The organism is Tsukamurella hominis (genome assembly GCF_965137015.1).
GTDB classification, from domain to species: domain Bacteria; phylum Actinomycetota; class Actinomycetes; order Mycobacteriales; family Mycobacteriaceae; genus Tsukamurella; species Tsukamurella hominis.
In genome coordinates this window covers 43,326-63,785 of sequence record NZ_CBCRZG010000014.1, presented here as the reverse complement: position 1 = coordinate 63,785, position 20,460 = coordinate 43,326, and the positions used below count along the sequence as shown (strand labels likewise).

Genomic DNA, 20,460 nt, shown 5'->3' with positions numbered 1-20,460 from the left:
GAGAACCACAGGTGAACGTATTCGGGGTTGTGGCGGGCGTGCTCGTCGGCCTGGGGGTGGCGAGCGCATGGCAGCCGCGCACCGCTCTCGGCCGCGCCGGCACGCTAGGCGTGTTCCTGGCGGCGGCGAGCTTCACGCTCCTGGTGCCGGCGGTATCGACCCGGCTGGACAACCGGGTCGTCGAGTCGTTGAATCTGCTTGGCGCGGCGGCGATGCTGCACCGTGTGCTCCTGATCGCGGCAGTCGCTGCGTGGTGTGTGCACCTGCTGCGGCTCCTGGCTGCAGACCTTCGCGTGACCCGGGGGATCGTCGTCGTGGCGGTTCTCGCTGCGGCGGTGGTGGTCTGGCAGTGGACCGCCGAGATTGCGACCCCACCGGCTGTTCTGCCAGCTGACGTGCGTTGGTACCACCTGGCGTTCGCAGTGGGCCTGGGGATTCCCCAGCTGGTGGTCCTCGTGCGGGCCGTCCAGTACCGCGCCGCTACGACGCGCCCGTGGCCGGCGGTCCTGGCCTGCGGCGCTCTCGCTGGTGTCGGCGCCGCAGCGGAGATCGTGGGCATTGCGTTCGCGCCGGAGGCGTTGGCCGCGGTGCCGGGATGGGTGCTGTGGCTGCTGCTTGCCGTGGCGGGGACCCTGTACTGGTTCGGGAGTGTGCAGGCGCGCTCGGATACCGCTGAGCAGCCGGTCGAGGACGACCTGCAGGAAGATGACCTCGACCTGGGGGGAGAGGGCGGCGAGGTAGACGGTGCCGGCGAGGACAACGCCAGCGACGAGGAGCTCGTCGACGACCATCTCGGCGACGAAGCCGGCGTCGTCGTCCCGGCGCCGTCGCGGGTCCTCGCCCCAGCGGACTCCGAGGGACCGTCCGTGGTCGCCGAGGCGCAGTGGCGCGCCGCCGGAGCCGCCGTTGCCCTCGCGCAGCAACTGGAGGATGACGGCCGTAGCAGCGCGGTCGCCGTCGGGGCGAGCGGCGATCGACTCGTCTTCGTCACCGCCGACGGCCTGGGCTACCTGCCCGAGGGAGGGCACGGCGCCGACGATCTGACGCCGCTCATCGTGCACGTGCCGGACGAATTCATCCTCAAGTGGCTCGGATACGCCCACCCGCAGATGCCGCTGCTGGCCGCCGCCGAGAAGGGGCACATCGATCCGCTCCGGGCTGTGGTGACCGTGTCGGCGGACCGCACGATCACCGGCATCGAACTCGGGGACGGCGAGGAGATCGACCCCACCCCGCTGAGCGCGCCGCGCAGCCGCACCGACTCGGTGCCGATCTCCGAAGCGCACAGCATCCTCGCGGGGCTCCAGCAGGACTGGGCAGTCGATCCCGACATCCCGGTTGCCGAGCTGACGTCGCAAGCTGCGGCCGCGCGGTGGACCACGCGATCGAGCTCGCAGTACCCGCACCTGTGGATCGGCGTGCTCTGCGCCCGAGCAACCGACTACTTCCAGGCCGGCGACGTGGACTCCGCGCAGTACTGCCTCGCCTCCGCCATGCGGATTCCCCGACCGGAACCCGCTCCGGCGGCGCCCGCCCAGGTTGGCCGTGGGCAGCACTCGGCCGGGTCGATCGCGCCGCCCCCCGCGCCGCCAGCTGCCGCCGTAGCGTCCACTGTTGGGGCGGCCCCGGCCGGCGGGGCGCACGATTGGGTCGACGTCGAGGCCATAGAGTCCACGGACCACCCCAGTGCCTCAGCCCGGGAGAGCGCGCCGCCGCCCGCGCCCGAGGCTGTGCCTGAGGAGCCGCGGGCGCCGCAGGTGCCGCTGAGCGTGTCGCTCGTCGCGTCGCTCGCGGATCAGATCCCGGGAGACGCAGAGATCGCCGTCGCCGTCGCGATCGACGGCAGCGCGGTCTTCGCCACCTCCTACGGGCTCGGTCACCTTCCCGCCGGCGCGCAGGTCGACCCGCGCGTGGTGCCGCTGGCAATGCGCGTCGACGCGCGGTTCGCCACGGATTGGCTCGGGTGCGATGTGCCCCACCGCCCGCTGCTGGCAGCGATCGACCGAGGATTCATCCCGGCAGCGGTCGAGATCGCCACCACTAGCCAGAAGGTGGCCGAGCACGGGGTGATCTCGAGCAGCGCCGAGGTGCTGGAGAGCGCACCGCGCGTACCGCTGACCGTTCCGCGTGACGGATTCGCGCAGATCCAGGTCGACGACGTCGATCAAGCCCTGCAGGACCTCGCGGTGCTCCTTGGTCCGCCGGCCACCGACGTCGAAGGCGCAAGCAAGGCAGCGGAAGCCGCCCGCTGGCTCACCGACCGAAACCCGGACTACCTGCCCTTGTGGACGCGGTACCTGCACGCGGCGGCGGCAGCAGCGGTGGCGGTCGGCGACCTCGGTTCAGCGCGCTACCTGCTCGGCGGGGCGCTGCTAGCCGCTTCCGTCGAGTCTGTCGTCGGAGACTGACGCGATCAGCCGGACCGATTCACGCGGTCAGCCCGGCACCGTGTTCCGGCGGGCCTGCGTGTGCCTAGTCCTGGGCGGTGTTCTCGCCTGCGGTCTGCTCAGCGTCCAGGACGGCCGCGTCGGTGTCGGCGGCCGTGGTGTTGAGCTGGTCGATCAGAGTGAGGAGATCGTCGTCGGTGCCGCCGTACTTGCGCCAGGTGCGCGCGGCGTCGAGAGCGTCCTCGAGGTCGGGCCAGTCCCAGTCGGCGTCGGGGCGGCGGTTGCCGTGGCTGTACTCGGCGTCGGCGATGAACTCGTCGATGATGGCCGGCCGATTCGCGGTGGTCGAGGCCTGCAGGCGGGCGACGTACTCGTAGACGGTGTCGGTGTCGGTGATCAGCTGCGGCTCGTCCGGCCGGCTGCGGCCTTCCTCGAGGAGCCGGTAGACGGTGACCCGGCTGATGCCGGTGACGCGGCGCACCGCCATCTTGTCGGTGGTGCGCGGTAGATCCCTGATCACGCTGTACATGCGGTCTCGAGTGGCGTCGGCGGCGCGCTGGTGCGTCGTGCGTTCTGCGTGCAGGCGCGCGAGTTCTGCGAGGGCCGGGTCGTCATCCACACAGCAGAGTGTAAACCACTGGACACGCCCGAGGGTTGTGTGTACAGTGGTGTACATGCCCGATGGGCGGTCGCGCCGCAAGCGCCGTCTCGGTGCACCGCGTTCGCTAACCCCCACTCCACCACCGAAACCCTGAGGATGGAGCGATGAAGACGACCTGCCTGATCTGCGGCGGAACGAACGTCGAGGACGCCGCGGCCCACGCCGCCACCACCGGGCACGCACCGCTGGCCACCCCGCCCGCAGAGCCCAACGGCTGGCGAGCGTGGTCCGACGAGCGGATCGAGGAGATGCTCACGGAGATCGACACCTCCACCTCGCTCTACGACGCCATGACCACCGAGCTCGAGGACCGCGCCCGTGAGCGCGAGCTTCTCGCCGCCACCAAGGAGCGGCAATGAACGAGCTGGACATCATCTTCGGACGGCCCCTGCAGCTCGCCGCGGGCGCACACAAGGACGCGCACGGCCGGTACTGCCCGATGAACCTGATCTGCGTCCTTCTTGGCGAGCCCACCACCGGCTACCCCTCCTGCACCGCCCGGCCGCTCGCGCGGATGGTGCAGGTACTCACCGACTCCAAGGCCGGCGCGGACGGAGTCCTTCCCCCGGGCCGCCCCAGCTGGGCGATGTTCAACCTGGCTCTCAACACCGTCGGCACGACCGACCTCCCCGGCCCGGCCACGGCGACGTGGATGGCCGAACTGCTCACCGCGCCCTGGGGTGCCACCGCATGGGCAGGATCCGGCGAGCACACCGAGGTAGCGGCCGAGGTCGCCGCGGACCTGCTCCGTGGCGCAGGGGGCGGGGGCAGCCCTCAGCATCGTCGCGCGCAGCTGCGCTCCAAGGCGGAGAAGGCGGCGTGGAGCGGGCGAGACCCGGTCGTCTTCGCCGTCGCCGACGCCGCCGTTTACGCGTCGTACAGCGACCCGATCATGGTCGCTGGCAGGCTCACCCAGGCCGCGGCCGCGCGCCTGGGCGCCCCCGGTGCCGAGCAGTTCTTCCAGCACGCGCTCCAGCGGTGGCAGAGCCTCGCCCTGGCCATGCGCAAGGATCAGGAGATGCGCTGATGGTGCTCCCCAACCCGTTTCAGGGCCGCGCGCTGACCGATCTCGACGACGGCGAGCTCGAGCAGGGGGTGCGCTACCACGCCCTGGTGAGCGCACTCAGCCAGCACTCTCAGTCCGGATACGTCACCGAGGCCGCAGTCGAGCACCTGGTGGCCAGCTACGGCTACCCGGAGGTCGGCACCAGCCGCATGGTGTTCCTCGACGAGGCCCACGGCCGCGTTCTCAAGATCGCGTTCAGCGATGTCGGTGCCACCGAGTGCGGCCACGAACTCGCCGGCATCCCCGGGATCCCGATCGCCCGCGCCGAGCCGGCCGCCGTCGACGGCGTGCGGTGCGGGATCTGGATGGAGTGGGTCGATCCGATCGACCCGCGGACCGAGATCCCCGCGGGCGACCGCGACCAGTACGCCTGGATCCTGCGCGTCGACATGATGCAGGTCGGCCGCACCCGATCCGGGGTGATCGTCGCCTACGACGCCGGCCGAGCCGGGCAGGCCCACGCCCACGGCCAGCGCTGGTGACACCAAGCGCTCATAACTCCTGAACAGGGCGCCAGAACAGTACGATTCGACCAGACGAGGAAGGGGGCAGGGCGTGGAGACCACGAACAGCACCCGTCGGCCCGCCGCCGAGGTGGCCACCCGTCCCGCGGGCGTGCACTGGACGCCTGCCCACGCCGTCGCCGCGCCCGCGACCGGCCCCGGAGGATCGCAATGAACGACGATGAGAAGATCGTGCCGTTCTCCCCGGACCGACGCGGTCGGCACGGTGGGCATCAGCCGGGAGAGACCGACGACGACGGGCAGCAGCCACGGCGTGACGACAACGCCGGGGACTTCGGCCGTCAGCCTCCGCAGGACATCCCGGCCGAGCAGTCGGTGCTCGGCGCGATGATGCTGTCGAAGGACGCGATCGCCGATGTCCTGGAGGTGGTCAGCCCCGGGGACTTCTACCGGCCGGCGCATCAGTCGGTGTACGACGCGATCCTCGACCTCTACGGTGCGGGTGAGCCCGCGGATGCGGTCACGGTCTCCGCGACCCTGGATCGCAAGGGCGAGCTCAAGCGGATCGGCGGCGCGCCGTACCTGCACGACCTGATTTCCACGGTGCCCACCGCGGCCAACGCGGGCTACTACGCGGAGATCGTGGCCGAGAAGGCGATCCTGCGGCGCCTCGTCGAGGCGGGGACGAGGATCGTCCAGTACGGCTACTCGGGGTCCGACGGTGCCGACGTCGCCGAGGTCGTGGATCGGGCCCAGGCGGCCGTCTACGACGTCACCGAGCGCAAGGCGTCCGAGGATTACGTGGTGCTCGAGGAGCTGCTGCAGCCCACGATGGACGAGATCGACGCGATCGCCTCGCGTGGCGGCGTCAGCATGGGTGTGCCCACTGGCTTCACGGACTTCGACGCGCTCACCAACGGCCTGCACGCCGGCCAGATGATCATCGTCGCCGGGCGCCCTGGCGCGGGGAAGAGCACCCTCGGCTTAGATATATTGCGGTGCTGTGCAATTGAGCACCAGATGCCGGGTGTGCTGTTCAGTCTGGAGATGAGTAAGACCGAGGTGGTCATGCGTCTGTTGTCCGCGGAGGCGCGGATCAAGCTGGCCGATATGCGTGCGGGCAAGATGTCCGACGACGACTGGACGCGCCTCGCGCGACGGATGTCGGAGATCTCGGAGGCGCCGCTGTTCGTCGACGATTCGCCGAACCTGACGATGATGGAGATCCGCGCGAAGGCCCGCCGGCTCAAGCAGCGGCACGACCTCAAGCTCATCGTGATCGACTACCTGCAGCTGATGACGTCGGGCAAGAAGGTCGAGTCGCGTCAGCAGGAGGTCTCGGAGTTCTCCCGGCAGCTGAAGCTGCTCGCGAAGGAGCTCGAGGTCCCGCTCATCGCCGTCGCGCAGCTCAACCGTGGTCCTGAGCAGCGTACCGACAAGAAGCCGCAGGTGGCCGACCTCCGTGAGTCCGGCTCGCTCGAGCAGGACGCGGACATGGTGGTCCTGGTGCACCGTCCTGACGCGTACGAGCGTGACGATCCTCGTGCCGGCGAGGCCGACTTCATCCTGGGTAAGCACCGCGCTGGTCCGACCGGCACGGTCACTGTCGCGCACCAGCTGCACTACTCACGCTTCGTGAACATGGCGAAGGGGTAGATTTTTTCCCGGATTGGAAAGTGCTGCATCGGTTTCGAGTGCAGAACGTCTGTGCACACTCTACCGCAAATTCTCGCCGAGGACCAGAGGTAGGGGCGTGTCGTCGGTCCTGACGGGCCACAGCTCACCGCCGCCCTGCGTTCTTCGCTCGTGCGAAGGGGAGTGCCGCTGTATTCTTCGGCGGCAGAACAGTTCCGGTTCCCTCGTGAAGGGTGGGCTCACATGCTCGAGCGAATTCGCACGCGTCGGGCGGCGGCCGCGGCCGAGACTGAGTTCGCCGAGGAGCGTCCCCGAGGCGTCGCAGTCCAGGGAGGTGACCCCTTCGCTGTGGGGTACCGCGCCGCGGAGCAGGCGGGCCCCGGTGCTTCCCTTCCGGAGGTCCCGGCGGGTCTCGACGGTCCAGCCGCGGCAGCGGACTTCGCCAGCGGATTCCGCGCCTACTCCGAACTGTTCACGCCAGGGCTCGAGCTCCAGATCAGCGGGTATCGCGCTGCCGGCGTCCGGAGCATTGACAGCCCGTTCACCAGCCCCGATGACGTCGACGACTGGGCGCCCCGCGGAATGACCGCCGGCGAGCGGCGAGCGTTCGAGGAAGGCTGGAGGTCCTACTGGGGCCACCGGCAACTACCAGGACCGCGCCCGGGGACTCCCTCCGCAGGCCAGAAGATGCGATGGCTGACGCCGCCCTCGGGGCCGCGTGGGCAGGAAGTCGCCATCGTCGAGATCCACTCCCGCGGAGCCGTCGACGTCACGGACAACGCCGGGCGGCGACACCGAACGCACCTTGGCACACTCGCCTACCAGGGGTGACGAGGCCGCAGCTGCTTCTGTGCGTCGGTCAGCGATCGTGTCGGGGGGCGCCGATATCCTGAAGGGCGGACCACACGACCCGTCAGGGCGAGCAGGGGAAGAGGCCTTCGATGATCAAGTGGGAGCACATCGGACAGCCCGACTTCGACCGCGTAGTGGAGGTGTTGCTACGCCGCCGGTACGGATCGGACCGGTGGGAAGCCGGCGCGATGAAGGTGACCGCGTTCGACGGCCGGGGCGGCGATGGCGGCCTAGACATCCTGATCGAGGGCCCCACCGAGACAGCGATCTACCAGCTCAAATACTTCCCGGAAGGCTTCTCCGGAGGTTTCGTCAAGCGCCGCGACCAGATCACGGGCTCGTTCAAGGCAGCGCTCCAGCACAACCCTGACCGATGGGTGCTGGTCATCCCCGCGAACACGACCCCGACGGAGCGGGACGTCGTCGAGGGGCTGGCCGCCAAGCACTGCCCCGCCGGAGAGGGCCCGCTCATCGAGATCGTCGATCGCGCGGAGCTGGACTCGATGATCATCGACGACCCTCAAGTTGAAGCGTGGTTCACCAGGGACACGCTCAAGGAGAACGCGATCCTCTTCCAGCGGGAGACAGACAGCCTGCTGAACCCCGGAGACCTCGTTGATCGGGTAGCGGCTCTTGGTGGCCTCGCCGGCGGAATCAACCCGCACTGGACCTGGGGCTTCCGGTGGACCGGAGACGCCGTGATCTGCTCGCTGATCGCGCGTCACAACCAGGCCCACATCGAAGCACCGATCACCACCAGCGTCACCTTCACCGCCGCCGACGGCACCGTGCAGCACGCGCAGGTCGAGAAGTTCCGGCTCTACGGACGGCCGATCGAAGACCTGGTCCCCGCGACCGTCACCATCAACCTGCCCGAGGGGCTCGCGCTCGGCCCGACCGAGAACCTCGAGAGCATGGTCCGACTGGTCGCCGCAGACGAAGGGGACGCCGTGGCCACGGTGGTCATCGACCTACTCGATGACGAAGGGCAGGTGATCGCCAGCCGCCGGTTCGACGTCCACCGGATTGGGGCCAGCGCGGATGGACTGGGCGGCACCCTCCGCGGTGACGACGCCGCCGGCGTCGCCCACTTCGAGGCGCTCCACCGCTCCAGGAACGACGGTTCGAAGCTCGTGGACGGCGGATTCCGGTTCTACACCACCGCGATCAACGGCCGGTTCCCCGACGACGTCCTCGACAGCGTGGACTTCCTCGCCGGGTTCACCAAGGCCACCGCGATGCGGGTCCGCCCGGCTCGCGGTGCCGCCGCCGACGCCGCGATCATCGACCTCCCGATCGGCCCCTCGAGCGAGGCGAAGGACGAGGCCCGGTTCCTCGCCACATACGTCCGCGCTCTCAACGTCGTCCAGCAGTACGTCCCCGGCGGGCTGCCGATCCCCGCGGAGCTCGATCCGGACGAGGTCTCCACGGTCCGGCTCGCCGCGACGCTCCTCGAGGCGAAGTCCACCGACCTGGTGTGGGACGAATTCGACGTGGTCCTGTGGCCGGACCTCGATCCGGAGGCAGCGGAGATCTTCGACAACGAGCACGGCTTCCAGCTGCTGCAGACCCTCGAACTGGACGTGACCGTCGATGGCGTCACCCACGTGATCGGCGCCTACACGAGGATCTTCCACCGCGCCCTCGCAACCAGCAGGACCATCAACGAGGACGGCCGCACCGTCGTCCACGTCACCGCCCACCCCGACAACGCCACCCTCACTGCGCACCTCGGCGTCCCCGAGGGCGAACAGGCGGCGTAGCCCGCGCACAACCAAGGCCTCGGCCCGGCCGGCAAACGACGATCCAGGAGAACGAGATGCACATCCGCACACGAGCCGCCGCGATGTACGCCGTCGCACTCGCTCTGATGGCCACGGGGTTCGTCCTGGCCATCGTCGTGCGCTGATCCACTCCCGCACACCAGCGCCCGAGGTCTGGCGTACGCTGGCGACCACGAAACGCCCGTAGGTGGAGTGGGTGGAACGCACCCAGAATCGGCTCGTATTCCCGTAGTGGGGTGCGGGCCGATTCGTCTGCCGGGAGAGTGGCCTGCGGGTGTAAGATCGGCTCTGTGCGATGAAGACTGGTTCATCGCCTCCCAGCATGGAAGATGCACATGACCATCAGCAGCGGCTCCGCAGCCCAGTTCGTACCCGACTACTGGCGCTGGTTCACTGGTGCCGACCTTCTTGCCCGCTCGACCGCGGTCGGCCTGTTCGATACCCATTCGCTAGGCAGGATCATCGGCAGGCCCGTCTCGAAGATCGAAGAGTGGCGCCACGACGAGCAGCTCGGTGAGGACTTCAACCGGGCGATGATCCGGCTCGGCCGCGTCGAGAGTTACGCTGCCGCCCTCACTGAGGACCTCGTCGCCGAATCGCGCACCACAGGCGTGATCCGCACGTACCGCGACGACGACGACGCGGCCGCGGCGGGAGAGCTGGTCCCGCTCGACGAGATCCGCGGTGCTGCCGGCGCCGCGGGCGGTGCGCCCGCCGCTGCATTGCACCGGGTATGCGCCGGCCGCGCGGCCGCGGAGAACCCGGACGCAGCGCTGACCGTCGCCGGCCTGCAGGACACTGGGGTGGGCGCAAGCGCCGCGCTGCGCGCCGAGGTACTGGTGCAGATGGCCATGCTCGGTCTGAACATGAAGGACGCCGCCGGCGTGATCGGCGTACCCGCCCGAGCACTCCAGAACTGGATCGCCGGGACGCTGCGGGCTGACGGGACACCGCGAGAGGTATTTCATCCGGAGCGCCTTGCCCGGTTCGATGCCCTGGGGCAGGCCTACGACGAGCACCAGGCGGTCCTCGACGCCCACCCGCTGCGGGCGCAGGGGTATGTGCCGGTCGCCCGCGACATGGAGGCCCTCCAGGAGATCGATCCGGGCACGGTTCTGCCGCTCGCGGCGCACCGCGCCGCTGCCGGCGAGATCCTGGCCGCCGACCACGACCTGCGCGCCCAATGGCAGGGAGAGCGCTGGACCGCGCAGATGCGGGCAGAGCGCCGCGCCGAATAGTGTTCAGTGGTGGGGCAGGAACGCTTCGTGCTGTGTTGAAGGATGCAGGTAGGGTGCGCGGACGGCGGTGACCCGCACCGGGTGCTGCTCGCCGAGATCAGCGGGCGCGTCGCGATGCTCGAGGCAGCGGCCAGGCGTGGCGCGGCCGAGGATCCCCGGGGCGTGTTCGTGCCCAGCGGACCACCCAGTGAGGTGGTCGGCGTCGTCGACCGTCCATCGTGCGACGACCCCCTCGCCGGTACCGGTGTACTTGCCGATCGCCGGGAGTTCCTCGAGGAGCTCCCGGACCCGGTCCGGGTCGCCCACAGCGCGCCAGGTCAGCGACAGGGTCTGGTGCACCAAGACGGGGATCACCCGATTCTGGTAGCGGCCCCTGCGATCAGAAACCCGGGAGTGACTGATCACCGGGGATAGCTGCTGGAGGCGGGTGTGATCGGTGCGAGAGGTTCGCCACCGGGTGTCGGGACGCTCGATCGTGCCGGTCTCGGTCTGCCCGAAGGTGCACATCCAGTGCCAATCCGGGTCGGTAGCAGGGTCGCCACAGCGCTGCAGCGGCAGCGGCAACTCCTCCGGCGCCCGCGTTGGACTGAATCGCTCCCAAGGCAGGCCGGCCGCGCGGGCAGCGAACTTGCGCTCATGCCAGATCACTGACGACAGGAGCCCATCAAGGGCGATTCCCCACGGCCGGGACAAGACCACCCCGTGCGGGGTGTCCGCCTTGACCAGGATCGGCCGGAACTCGTGTCGGGGCATCAGGTGAGCGCGGTCAGAGCAGCGATTGCCGCGTCACGATGGGAGGTCAGGTGCGCGGTCCAGTCGCTCTCTGCAGGGGCGGGGAGTGCGCCCCGGCGCACGGTGGTGGTGATCGAGGCGGTGATCTGGCCGTGGCCGACGCTGCGCCGGCCGCCGAGGTGGCCGTGCGCGGCGAACTCAGCGAGGACCGACTGGAAGTAGGCGACCTGCAGCGGCGTGGCGTGCCTGAGGTGGATCCTGCTGTGCAGGCGCGTGCCCGCCACCATGACCTCGAACCCGAACCGGAGCTGGGGTGAGCCTTCGTCGGTGAGCACCGCGGGGCCGCTGGGTGTGCGGGCATCGGCGAGGTGGGTGCTGTACTCGGCGGTCATGAAGAGGTCGACCGGCTGCAGCGGCTGCCGGACCGGTCGGCCGGTGAGCACGTGCTCGAGCTCGGCAACCTCCGGCAACACCTTCTCGACCGCGAGGAGCCCGGACATGATCCGCGCCGACGCCGCTCCACCGAACAGCGCCAGGTGCGGAATCAGAGCCCGGAGCTCGCGCTCGCGCTCGTCGCTGAGCGGGGTGGCGGCCTTCGCGAGCCGACCGCCATTGCGGACCAGGTGTGCTGCGGGCGTGGGCAGCTTTCCGGGGTACCGGAGGACCTCCGCGGTCATCTCCTCGCTGATCCGGCGCAGCACCCCACGGAGGGAGCTGCCGGAGATGACCGGGATCATCTGCAGCTCACCGTTGCTGGTGATCATCGACTCCCGGTTGAACAGAGTCGTGGTATCGGAGCCGTAATCGAAATCGTCCCCGCGGTGCACGATCGACGACTCGGCCGTGATCTGCAGGTCGAACACGATCGTCGACAGCACCGGCGGGTCGGTGACGGGGGGCGTAGTGGGCTTGCGTGCCATCAGCTGTTCCTCGCCGTGCGGGTGGACCGGGGTGTCTTCTTCGCGGCTGACTTCTTGTCCGCGGACGCTTCGGCCTTCGCCCCTGACCTCGGCGCCGGGGTCTTCCTCGCTCGCGTCCCGGTGCCAGCCCCCTCCTGGGCTTGCGCCTGGGCGGCGACACGGAGTTCCCCGACTTCGGCGGCGATGATCTGCACCCTCAGCAGTAGGGCAGGCAACTCGGTACGCATCACCGCGAGGACCGCGCCGGGGCGTTCGCCGCGCAGCAAGGTCGCCACCTCGAGCGTCCGGTCATCGCGCACGTTCACCTCGAGTTTCAGTGCGATCAGCGACCAGAACCTGTCCAGGCTCGCGGAGCGGAGCGCGGCGTTCAACACGCGTCCCGGCAGGATGTCGTCCCAGTACCGATGACGACGGTCGCCGATCCAGCTGCTCCAGTCGATGCCGTAGTGCACGTGCAGCAGTAGGGCCTCGGCGGTCTGCGCGGCGGGATCGGTCAGCGGCGGCAGGTCCGGTGCAGCCGCCCGCCATCGCTCCACCGCGCTCCCGGACTGGGGTGTGGCGCGGGTAGTCACAGCACAGCCTCCGGGATTGGTGGGTGGGCGTGCGCGGCGCCGAGCATGACCCTCGTCGGTCGTGATCCGCGGCGCGAGAAGAACTTGCGCAGCGCAGACGCGTCGTCGCGGGCAACAACGTCCTCGTCCAGGAGGCCGGCCCGGTGCAACGGGCCGCGGAAGTCGCGGGCCACCCACACGGAGGGGTCAGGGTCCGGGGGAGCGGACAACCACAGCTGCAGCTGGCCCTGCTCGATCACCACCGGATACGTGATGACGGGGCTTCCGGTGAGGATTCCCGCTCGCCGCGCATGTCGCTGCGCCGACGTCTCCGAGCTGAACCCGGCATCACGTGCGGCCTCAGCGGAGGTGAACACGGTCCCGCGACGATCGCCGCGGGCCCACTCAGGCAGGTTCGGTCGGTCGAGCCAGTCCAACCAGAGCATCAGCCCCTCGCTGTGCAAGGGGATCCGGGCACGGAACAGGTCGAGCGACTCTTCGTGGCCCGGGACGACCTGCGGGACGCCGATGCAGTAGTCGTTCGGCGTCAACGGGTTCCACAGCGGCTGCTGGGTATGCACCTGCGTCACGTGCGCGACGCGCTCGTGGGTGACCGCCACCGCGAGATCCGGATCGACCCCGACCGTCTCGAGCATCTGCTGTCCGGTGAGAGGTCCCGCACCGGAGTAGCCGACGTTGACGCTGGAACTGGCGCTCAACCAGCGCCCGTCCTGCAGACGCATCAGCATGTGCGGCGGGTCGATCTTGCCGTTCGGCAGGACGAATCGCGCTGGCGAGAGCCGCGAGAGCGCCAGCACCGCCCTCACGTCGCCCGCGTCCGGGCCCGCAGCGATGATCTCGACGACCGGCCCGGCCGCCGCGACGGCCTTGACCAGCTCGCTCGCGCCCACCCGCTTCACGGGAGCGGGGACACCGAGGTCCAACGACGACGAGACCACGGTGTCCGTGGCGACCGCGGCGTTGGCGTAGTCGTTGAGCGTCGACAAGGGCAGGCCCGTACGGCGGGCGATCTCCGCCGAGGTCAGTCCGATCGACCGCAGAGCGTGGACGTCGCGGCCCACCGCCAGTGTCAGCTCGCGGCCGAGCTCCGTCGTCGCGGCGCGGCGGTGTGCGCGATCGGCGACCCGGTCGAGGAGAAACCCTCGTAGCTCAGGCTCACCGTCGGTAGGGGGTGCCGCACGCGGAGTGTATTTGCGGTGCAGCCCCTCTGGGGTGGATGCGAACTCGCGTCCTGTGGTGAGGTTGCGGAGTCGGAGGGGACGATTTCCCATGCCCTGCTCGTGATGCAGATCGGCGATCACCTCGAAGGTGCCGCCGTCGGACCGCCGGCGCCAGGTGCCGCCCTCATACGATGCGGTGTAGTCGGGCATGAAGGTGCTCCGTTCAGCCGGGTGGGCGCGACCCCCGCCACCTTAGCGGGGGGACGTGCACGATGCACACGGAATACCGCTACAAAGCGGTAGGGGTGTGGTTAAGCTCGGCAGACACGCCCACTCGCCGATCCGAAAGCCGCATCGTGCCCCTCGAAACCGTCCTCGAAGCCCACGACGAACTCCGCGCCGCCTTCGTCGCGATGAACGAGTGCGACCGGGGAGCAGTCCCCGCGCGCGCCGCGCTCACCGTGCTCCGCCGCCTCGTAGACGCTGACACCGCGGTCGCGCGCGCCGCCGCGGCCTACGCCGCCGAACCCGCACCCGACCCCGCGACCACACCCGGCGGCGCCTTCGCCCTGGCCCTGCACGCGATCTCGACACGCGCGGTCGCCGAGGGCCTGGTCGACGACATGGAGCGCTACGCCGACGCGACGCTGAACCGGCCCGGTACGCCGCACCCGCAGCCTCGCCGTCCCGAGCTTCAGGCCGAGATCGTTCTCGCAACGATGGATCTCATCGAGCACCTGCGCGAACACAGCATCGACCAATGGCGCCAGGACCTGATCGACCACATCGAGCGACTGGGTGGGACGGCGAGCAGCAGCATCAAAGTCCACCCCGCCGAGAGCGCCGACCATCACGAGACGGCCATGGACGACGACACCGTCGACATCGAGGACATCCTCACCGGCGGCCTCGCCGCGATCGAGAGGGCAGGCGGGCCCGCCGACGCGATCCGCATCGGCGAGATCCGGCACGCCGTTGAACCGATGGCCCAGCACCTACGTCGGCCGGCGTGGCGAGCCGCGATCCGGGTCGTCGGCCGCGGCTCCTGCGACAGCGACATCGCCGAAGGCGCGCGCCTCCCGCAGGTCCTCGCCGCTGCGCTGCCCGCCCGTCAGGGCCTGCCCGCAGGGTGCACGATCGACCTGTACCGCCGAACTCTCGTCGGATGGAAGCTCCACGACACTCTTCCCGCGACGTCCCGCGAGAAGTGTCCGCTCGGCGGAGAATTCTCCGGCGGCGAGTACATCCGCGCCGGAGACCACGTGATCGGGGTCCTCGTCCATGACGCCGGGCGCTGGCGCTACGGCTACGCCGCCGACGAACCGGGGGCCGACCGCGTCCAACGCCTCACCGAGTCGACGCGGGCCGCCGCCGTCGCCCGACTGCGCGACCACCACTGCGGCCAATGAGCGAGGTTCGCCCCACGCCAGTGCCCCCGCAGATCGTCGTCGTGGATGCCCAGGTGGCTTTCCTCACCGCGAAGGTCCCCGCTGACCTGCCCGCACGGATCGCCAGCTTCCTCGACACCCAGCCCGCTGCGCGCTGCCTGGCCACCCGCTACCGCAACCACCCGACGGCGCCCTGCAGCACGCTCATGGGCTGGGCCGGAGCCAGTAGCGAGGACGACACGGCACTCCACCCCCTGATCGCCGCACGCGTCGACACCGTGATTGACAAGGACACCTACAGCGCCGACCTCACCGGGCACCTTCAGCCCGGCGGCCCCGTGTACCTCGCCGGGCTCGACACCGACGTGTGCGTACAGGCGATCGCGACCGCACTCTTCGACCACGGCACCGACGTCCACGTCGTCACCGACCTGTGCGCCTCATCCGGCGGGCCCTCCGCGCACACCGCCGGCCTGCAGGTGCTGCGCCGCATCGTCGGCCAGAGCCGCCTGGTGCGCTCTGCCGACCTCGCTACCAAGAGTCGCTGAGCGAGACCGCACAGCACGCTCGGTCGGTGGCCGCGCGCAACCTGGTCAACTCGCGACGCGGGCACCGCGCAGCGCATCGTCGTGATGCCCGACCTGGGCCAGCTCGACCCGCCCGTCCACAAGCTCCCACCACAGCAGGCGGGCGGCACCGTGCGCTCGGCTCTTGACGCTCGCCCGGTAGGCGGCCGCACCGTCACTGCGCACCACAGGCCGGCCTCCGCGTCGCTCCAGATGAGGATGCACGGCCCGAGTCGGCAAGGTGTACGCGCGGCGGGTGAGCACGTCGACGATGACGGCGAGAATCCGGTCATGCCCCGCCAGATCGATGTCCAACGGCAGCAAGTTCGGGCCGATCACGTACTGCCGGAGCGGCCACTGCTCTCGCTGCTCCTCAGGCAGGTGGCCGAGCCATGCCAGGTTGATCTCGTGTCGTAGCTGCCTCTCCGGATCCGCGTAGACCGGGCAAGGGGTGCTCGTCGCCTCGAGCTCAGCGACACGCTCAGCGAGCTCGTCCGACCGCTGACGCTCCGCATCGAGGGCCTGGCGCAGGCATGCGACCAGCGCTGCAGTATGACGAGAGAAGTTGGGCGCCAGAGCGGGCTCTGCGGGCCGTGGGGTGTTGGCGGGGGGCGCGGTCTCAGACCGTAGCGCAGGGGTGACGGTGCCCGCGGGCGGCCGCAGTGTGGCCGCCGCCTCACGCGGTGGCGATTGGACAACGACAGCGGGGGAGGCCGGCGGGACGTCGCGTTCGCGGAGACCACGCACGATCCGGGAGATGACCTCGCCCTCGGAGCGGATATCTGTTCGGACTACCGCGGTCCAATCCGTCGCGCCGATCACTCGCAGCGCGCCTCCGAAGGTCGCGCGATCGCCACGCCGTTCGGCGGGCCAGGCGTCGGCGAACTGCTCGTTGTGTGCAGCGCTGGGCAAGAGCCACACCTGCGCGCGGTCACCCACAGCCCTCGCCACTCGCGCCGGCGAAAGCCCGTAGAGGCGCTCACCTCGGTGGCAGGCGGAGACGATCACGATCGCCCGCGTGCGAGCGGGATCCTCGACGGCGCGGACCAAGTCGAGGACGTCGCTCGCGGTGATCGGTTCATGCGGGTGCATAGTTGAACGTCACGATACGACACATGTCGCCTGGCGTTGGTTAGGTCACACGCAACACATAGACTAGCTCATATGTTCGATCCGGCGGTGTGGCGACGATGCAGCCCTCCGAAGCCGTGCCTGGTGTCCACGACCGCTGTGTTCCCTCGCCTCGGATTCGGCGGCAGCTGGCGTGCGGATCGTGTCACCTTGTTCGTCAAGGCCAACGGCCTGCGGCTGCAACACGACATGCCGGGCACTGTCCTCGGCTGGATCCGGCTCGTCGACGGCTCCTGGATGGCGCACGTAGAAATCAGGCCCATCCTCGCGCAGCGGGAGTTCCCGATGCGCCTCTGGGTCACCGCAGACGCGATCGCCGCGGTGCCAGCCGATAGCGGCACCTGAGCAGCTCACTGCGCTACGCCGCGGGGACGTACAGCGGCGGCCTCTCGTCCCAGGTTCGGCCGTCCAGCTCGCGGCCGAGCCTCTTCGGCTGCCAGCCGGACCACTGCTTGAACAAGAACGGGATCCCGGCGGCGGTGCACTGGTCACGCAGGGAGCGTGCCCAATCGGGATCCATCGGGCGAGCGTTGGCGCCGCTCTCTCCGCCGACGATCACCCAATCGAGCGCCGCCAGGTGTTCGGCGGCGAGGACGATTCTCCCGAGCAGAGGCTCGCCGGAGATGAATCGTATTGCGGCCGGCGTCTCAGCCAAGGCGTCGATCCGGATCTCGGCCCACTTCTGGTCCTCCGTGCTGACGCCGAGCCACACATTGGGCAATGGCCACTCCGCCGGGCCCCACACATTCACGCCGTCGGTGGTGGTGCGGTCGAACCGGACCGGCCACCGCCGGGCAGGCGGTTTCGCCGCGCGCATCATGTCGGTGATCTCCTCGGCCACCTGGTCGCGGAAGTCGCTGTTGAGCAGCGAGCGCATCCGAGAGTGCCTCTTGGTTAGGATTTGAAAAGTATGTTGCTCCGAAATGGCCATGACGGCAAAAACTTTCGCGATGTAGTCGTCATGAATGTCGGCGTGGAACAAGTCGCTCATACTGTTGACGAACACCATGCGCGGCCGGCGCCACCGCATCGGCTGGTCCAGCTTGTGCTCGCGGAGCGTGACGTCGAAGCCATTGGGGTACGCCGGCGCGCCGTACCTGACGGCGATCGTCTCGGCGTAGCAGTGATCGCATCCTGGTGAGACTTTCGTGCACCCGGTCACCGGGTTCCACGTCGCATCGGTCCACTCGATGCCGGACCTATCGCCCATTGCCCTCTCCTTGCTGGGGGATCGCTACCTACTTGTCGGTGGCGCCGGCGGTCGGTGAGCTCACCATCCGGGCCAGGGCCTGCATCTCATCGCTGTCGGCGAGCTCGCGCCACCCCCGCGCGTACGGCAGCGAACCACCGAACACAGCGTGCTGCCGCGCCGCGAGCGCCTCCACCACGTCGACCGGGCCGTGCGGGCGGACCTCCACCGTCGTACCGGACGCGTCGACACCGACGACCCGGCCGAGGTTCTCTACCACGATCCGCGCGCGTCGCTCATGCATCGGCATCTTGAGACTGCGCTCTAACGGCGGCATCGTCAGCGGATCCGCCGACCCGACCGCCACGAACACATCCGCCTGCGCGACCGAGTTGAATCCGAAGACCTGCTCCTCCGCGGCACCGTGCCCGGCGGGCAGATCCAGCACCACCACATCCGTCTGCGACGCGTCGATCGTCTCCCCCAGGAACCGCACCCAATCCTCGACCACGGCATCGCTCCACCGCGCCGGCAGCAACCCGGGGGCGACACCGTCATGGCTGAACACCCGCAGGCCGGGCAGCACCTCGTGCGGCACGATCGCGCTCATGTCCTCCGAGATCGGCACCGTCGCCGGCAGCCCGAACATGACCCGCAGACTCGGGCTCTCGAAATCGAAGTCCAGCAGCAGCACCCGCCGCCCGGCGCCGGCGAGCGCCACGGCCAACGCCGCCGCGGTGGTCGACTTCCCCACCCCGNCCTTCCCTCCGCCGACCGCGACGATCCGCGCCGTGCCGAACGCCCTCTGCCGGGCATGCTGGGTCTCCATCAAGGTCTCCTTCAACAACAGTCGGGCGTACTCGCTCGCGGAGGTCCGCGCCGGCCACTGCACTCCAGTGGCGGCCACCGCCGCCTTCGCGTCCTTCGACAGCCGCGACGCCGTCATCGTCACGCCCGCCACCAACCGCGGCTCCGGTGCCACGACCTGCTCACCGGCGAACCACCGCCGCTGCAGGTCCTCCACCTCCGCGTCGAGCGCGTCCGGCGACAGAGTGTCCAGCATCCCTTTCGCCCGTGGGCCGCACCCCCTGGTCGCAGCCAGGAGCATGTCGATGCGCCCGCGCTCGACGAGCGCGTGCCGCTGCCCGTAGTACGCACGGGGCGACTCCAATCCAACCGCGAGGAGCTCGAACACTCGCCTCACCTCAGGGGTGATCGGTCGCGCCTGCGCGCCCGCCATGTAGCGGTAGTCAACGCTCGACGACGGCCGCCAATCCGGCCGGACACTGCGGATCCGCGAACCGTCCGCCCCGAGCCCGAAAGCCCGGTACAACTCCGTACGATCCAGTCGCTGGCCCGCAGCACCGTCGATCCGCGGCCGACCTCCACCACTGGCAGCTCCATCGCTGTTCAGGAAGGTCTGCAGGAACCCCGGCAGCCCCGGCAAGAGATCCCGGCCACTGACGTCGATTCGGTCGCGAGGCCCCTGGTACTGGTACTGGCGGTGGTGCCCCGGAGTCGTCCTGCCCCATCTGATGTCGGTCTCGATCCGGCCGGTCGCGGACAACCTGGCCAACTCGAACCGCCCCGCCCACGCGGTGAGGAACGGCGTCCCCGCCGGCAGCACTTCCGGCAGCGGCACCGACTCGCAGAGCTCCGCGAGGTCAAGCCGCTCACCGTGCTGGGCCCCGCACAGATCGCAGGCCCAGATCGGCGTGGAGACGTTCGACGGCATCAGCCCTGCATCCCCAGCGCCAGCAGCTCACTCGGGTCGCGCCGCTCGTACTCGTCGATCAGCAGCGTCGCGTACGCCGAGCCGTCCGGGTGCGCAGCCATCTCCGCATTCACCGCCTCGGCCAGCTCCCTGTTCGGCATCAGCGCCACGGCCGCGGCGGTCGCGTCGGCGCTCGCCGTTCGCGCGAGCTGCTCGAGCGCATCGGCCGCAGCCATGCCGGAGGCGCGCTCGAGCAGTCGCAGACCGCGCACGATCCGCGTCAGCTCGGGGTCGATGCCGACGCGGTCCGGGAGCAGCTCCTCGAGCCTGGCCAGTCCGGCGCTGACGGGGGTGTCGGTGGAGTTGGTTGCCTTCGTCATGGTGATCAAACCCCTTCCGGATGATCCGAGGCGACTGAGGAGGTGTCGGGCTGATTCGACGGCGCAGCAGCGCAATTGGGACACGTGTGACGCCAGGAGAAGTACTCGTCTTGCCAGATGGTCCAACCGGCGCGCCGACGCTGCCGGGTGGTTTGAGCGTTGCCGTACTCCCAGAAGCCGCACGTGTCGCAGTGGACCGTTACCTCGTGGTGGATGCTCATTGGAGGTTCGTGCTTTCGTTGAGTGGTGGGGCCTATTCGGGCCGGAGGCCCTGACCGAGTGACACGTCGGCGTTCATGTCGAGCACGGTGCCTGGCGAGGCCACGCCCGCCCACGAGTCGCGGCAGCGGCGCCATTGCCGTGTTGATCAGACCGTCGCGGGTCATGGCCAGCTTGCGTCCCCTGCGGTACTCCGCGAGGGACGCGGCCCGCTTCGAAGGCGGCCAGTTCGCGCTGCGTCAGAATGACCGCGCCTGCGCACTCGCGGGTTCGCTGGGAGTCCTTGACGGGCTGGTTCTCCGGGTCAGTGGGATGGCAAGTCATGCCTTCGGCTTCGCCGGTCCGCAATCCGTTCCACAGGAACCGGCGGTTGGCATCGGTGTAGTAGCCCTGCGGGTGCGG

Annotated in this window: 20 protein-coding genes and 1 pseudogene; 11 read left to right on the top strand and 10 right to left on the bottom strand. The window is 69.6% G+C overall.

What is annotated here, in order from left to right:
- Positions 1 to 11 precede the first annotated feature (11 nt).
- Positions 12 to 2,408 carry a hypothetical protein gene (locus tag ACM9LD_RS17035; protein ID WP_415677755.1) on the top strand — a complete coding sequence of 799 codons (2,397 nt, stop codon included), beginning with the start codon at positions 12 to 14 and terminating at the stop codon, positions 2,406 to 2,408.
- Between the two features lie 64 nt (positions 2,409 to 2,472).
- Here ACM9LD_RS17035 and ACM9LD_RS17030 read toward each other — a convergent pair whose 3' ends face one another.
- Positions 2,473 to 3,006: a hypothetical protein gene (locus ACM9LD_RS17030; protein ID WP_415677754.1), complete on the bottom strand. Its 534-nt coding sequence runs from the start codon at positions 3,004 to 3,006 to the stop codon at positions 2,473 to 2,475.
- A 146-nt stretch (positions 3,007 to 3,152) separates the two neighbouring features.
- Between ACM9LD_RS17030 and ACM9LD_RS17025 the strand changes: the two genes are divergently transcribed.
- The 7 genes from ACM9LD_RS17025 (at position 3,153) to ACM9LD_RS16995 (ending at position 10,087) form a co-directional block, all read left to right on the top strand.
- Complete coding sequence (locus ACM9LD_RS17025) at positions 3,153 to 3,407, top strand: hypothetical protein (protein ID WP_415677753.1); 255 nt, start codon at positions 3,153 to 3,155, stop codon at positions 3,405 to 3,407.
- Entirely contained in the window at positions 3,404 to 4,075 is a 672-nt protein-coding gene (locus ACM9LD_RS17020; RefSeq protein ID WP_415677752.1) for a hypothetical protein, read from the top strand. Before ACM9LD_RS17025 ends, ACM9LD_RS17020 begins: the two co-directional genes overlap by 4 nt.
- Entirely contained in the window at positions 4,075 to 4,596 is a 522-nt protein-coding gene (locus tag ACM9LD_RS17015) for a hypothetical protein (protein WP_415677751.1), read from the top strand. The genes ACM9LD_RS17020 and ACM9LD_RS17015 overlap by 1 nt, the downstream gene beginning before the upstream one ends.
- Positions 4,597 to 4,669: 73 nt before the next feature.
- Positions 4,670 to 4,792 (top strand): hypothetical protein, encoded by a 123-nt coding sequence (locus tag ACM9LD_RS17010; protein WP_415677750.1) that lies wholly within the window; start codon positions 4,670 to 4,672, stop codon positions 4,790 to 4,792.
- Positions 4,789 to 6,234, top strand: coding sequence for a replicative DNA helicase (gene dnaB, locus ACM9LD_RS17005; RefSeq protein WP_415677749.1), 1,446 nt, complete (start codon positions 4,789 to 4,791; stop codon positions 6,232 to 6,234). The genes ACM9LD_RS17010 and dnaB overlap by 4 nt, the downstream gene beginning before the upstream one ends.
- 920 nt (positions 6,235 to 7,154) lie before the next feature.
- Positions 7,155 to 8,828 carry a hypothetical protein gene (locus ACM9LD_RS17000; RefSeq protein WP_415677748.1) on the top strand — a complete coding sequence of 558 codons (1,674 nt, stop codon included), beginning with the start codon at positions 7,155 to 7,157 and terminating at the stop codon, positions 8,826 to 8,828.
- A 356-nt stretch (positions 8,829 to 9,184) separates the two neighbouring features.
- Complete coding sequence (locus ACM9LD_RS16995) at positions 9,185 to 10,087, top strand: hypothetical protein (RefSeq protein WP_415677747.1); 903 nt, start codon at positions 9,185 to 9,187, stop codon at positions 10,085 to 10,087.
- Positions 10,088 to 10,090: 3 nt separating this feature from the next.
- Here ACM9LD_RS16995 and ACM9LD_RS16990 read toward each other — a convergent pair whose 3' ends face one another.
- From ACM9LD_RS16990 to ACM9LD_RS16975, 4 genes are all read right to left on the bottom strand, one after another.
- Entirely contained in the window at positions 10,091 to 10,441 is a 351-nt protein-coding gene (locus ACM9LD_RS16990) for a hypothetical protein (protein ID WP_415677746.1), read from the bottom strand.
- A gap of 398 nt (positions 10,442 to 10,839) precedes the next feature.
- The gene (locus ACM9LD_RS16985) at positions 10,840 to 11,739 is read right to left on the bottom strand and encodes an RAMP superfamily CRISPR-associated protein (protein ID WP_415677745.1); all 900 of its coding nucleotides are present in this window, start codon (positions 11,737 to 11,739) and stop codon (positions 10,840 to 10,842) included.
- Positions 11,739 to 12,311, bottom strand: a complete 573-nt coding sequence (locus ACM9LD_RS16980) for a hypothetical protein (RefSeq protein WP_415677744.1) — start codon at positions 12,309 to 12,311, stop codon at positions 11,739 to 11,741. The genes ACM9LD_RS16985 and ACM9LD_RS16980 overlap by 1 nt, the downstream gene beginning before the upstream one ends.
- Positions 12,308 to 13,681 (bottom strand): hypothetical protein, encoded by a 1,374-nt coding sequence (locus ACM9LD_RS16975; protein WP_415677743.1) that lies wholly within the window; start codon positions 13,679 to 13,681, stop codon positions 12,308 to 12,310. The genes ACM9LD_RS16980 and ACM9LD_RS16975 overlap by 4 nt, the downstream gene beginning before the upstream one ends.
- Positions 13,682 to 13,827: 146 nt before the next feature.
- On the opposite strand from ACM9LD_RS16975, the gene ACM9LD_RS16970 reads away from it, so the two are divergent.
- Positions 13,828 to 14,880, top strand: a complete 1,053-nt coding sequence (locus tag ACM9LD_RS16970) for a hypothetical protein (protein ID WP_415677742.1) — start codon at positions 13,828 to 13,830, stop codon at positions 14,878 to 14,880.
- A gap of 20 nt (positions 14,881 to 14,900) precedes the next feature.
- Complete coding sequence (locus ACM9LD_RS16965) at positions 14,901 to 15,407, top strand: isochorismatase family protein (protein WP_415677741.1); 507 nt, start codon at positions 14,901 to 14,903, stop codon at positions 15,405 to 15,407.
- 45 nt (positions 15,408 to 15,452) lie between these two features.
- On the opposite strand, the gene ACM9LD_RS16960 is transcribed toward ACM9LD_RS16965, so the two are convergent.
- Positions 15,453 to 16,517 (bottom strand): hypothetical protein, encoded by a 1,065-nt coding sequence (locus ACM9LD_RS16960; protein WP_415677740.1) that lies wholly within the window; start codon positions 16,515 to 16,517, stop codon positions 15,453 to 15,455.
- Between the two features lie 72 nt (positions 16,518 to 16,589).
- Between ACM9LD_RS16960 and ACM9LD_RS16955 the strand changes: the two genes are divergently transcribed.
- Entirely contained in the window at positions 16,590 to 16,901 is a 312-nt protein-coding gene (locus tag ACM9LD_RS16955; RefSeq protein ID WP_415677739.1) for a hypothetical protein, read from the top strand.
- Positions 16,902 to 16,914: 13 nt separating this feature from the next.
- Here ACM9LD_RS16955 and ACM9LD_RS16950 read toward each other — a convergent pair whose 3' ends face one another.
- The 4 genes and pseudogenes from ACM9LD_RS16950 to ACM9LD_RS16935 all read right to left on the bottom strand — a co-directional run bounded on the left by ACM9LD_RS16950 (position 16,915) and on the right by ACM9LD_RS16935 (position 19,839).
- Positions 16,915 to 17,766 (bottom strand): DUF5131 family protein, encoded by an 852-nt coding sequence (locus ACM9LD_RS16950; protein WP_415677738.1) that lies wholly within the window; start codon positions 17,764 to 17,766, stop codon positions 16,915 to 16,917.
- A gap of 28 nt (positions 17,767 to 17,794) precedes the next feature.
- Positions 17,795 to 18,503, bottom strand: a pseudogene (locus tag ACM9LD_RS16945) (P-loop NTPase); the annotation flags it as partial.
- 1 nt (position 18,504) lies between these two features.
- Positions 18,505 to 18,574, bottom strand: a 70-nt coding sequence (locus tag ACM9LD_RS16940; RefSeq protein ID WP_415677845.1) for a hypothetical protein, incomplete at its 3' end; no start/stop codon positions are given.
- A gap of 905 nt (positions 18,575 to 19,479) precedes the next feature.
- A complete protein-coding gene (locus tag ACM9LD_RS16935) occupies positions 19,480 to 19,839 on the bottom strand; it encodes a hypothetical protein (protein ID WP_415677737.1) in 360 nt (119 codons plus the stop codon).
- Between the last annotated feature and the right edge of the window lie 621 nt (positions 19,840 to 20,460).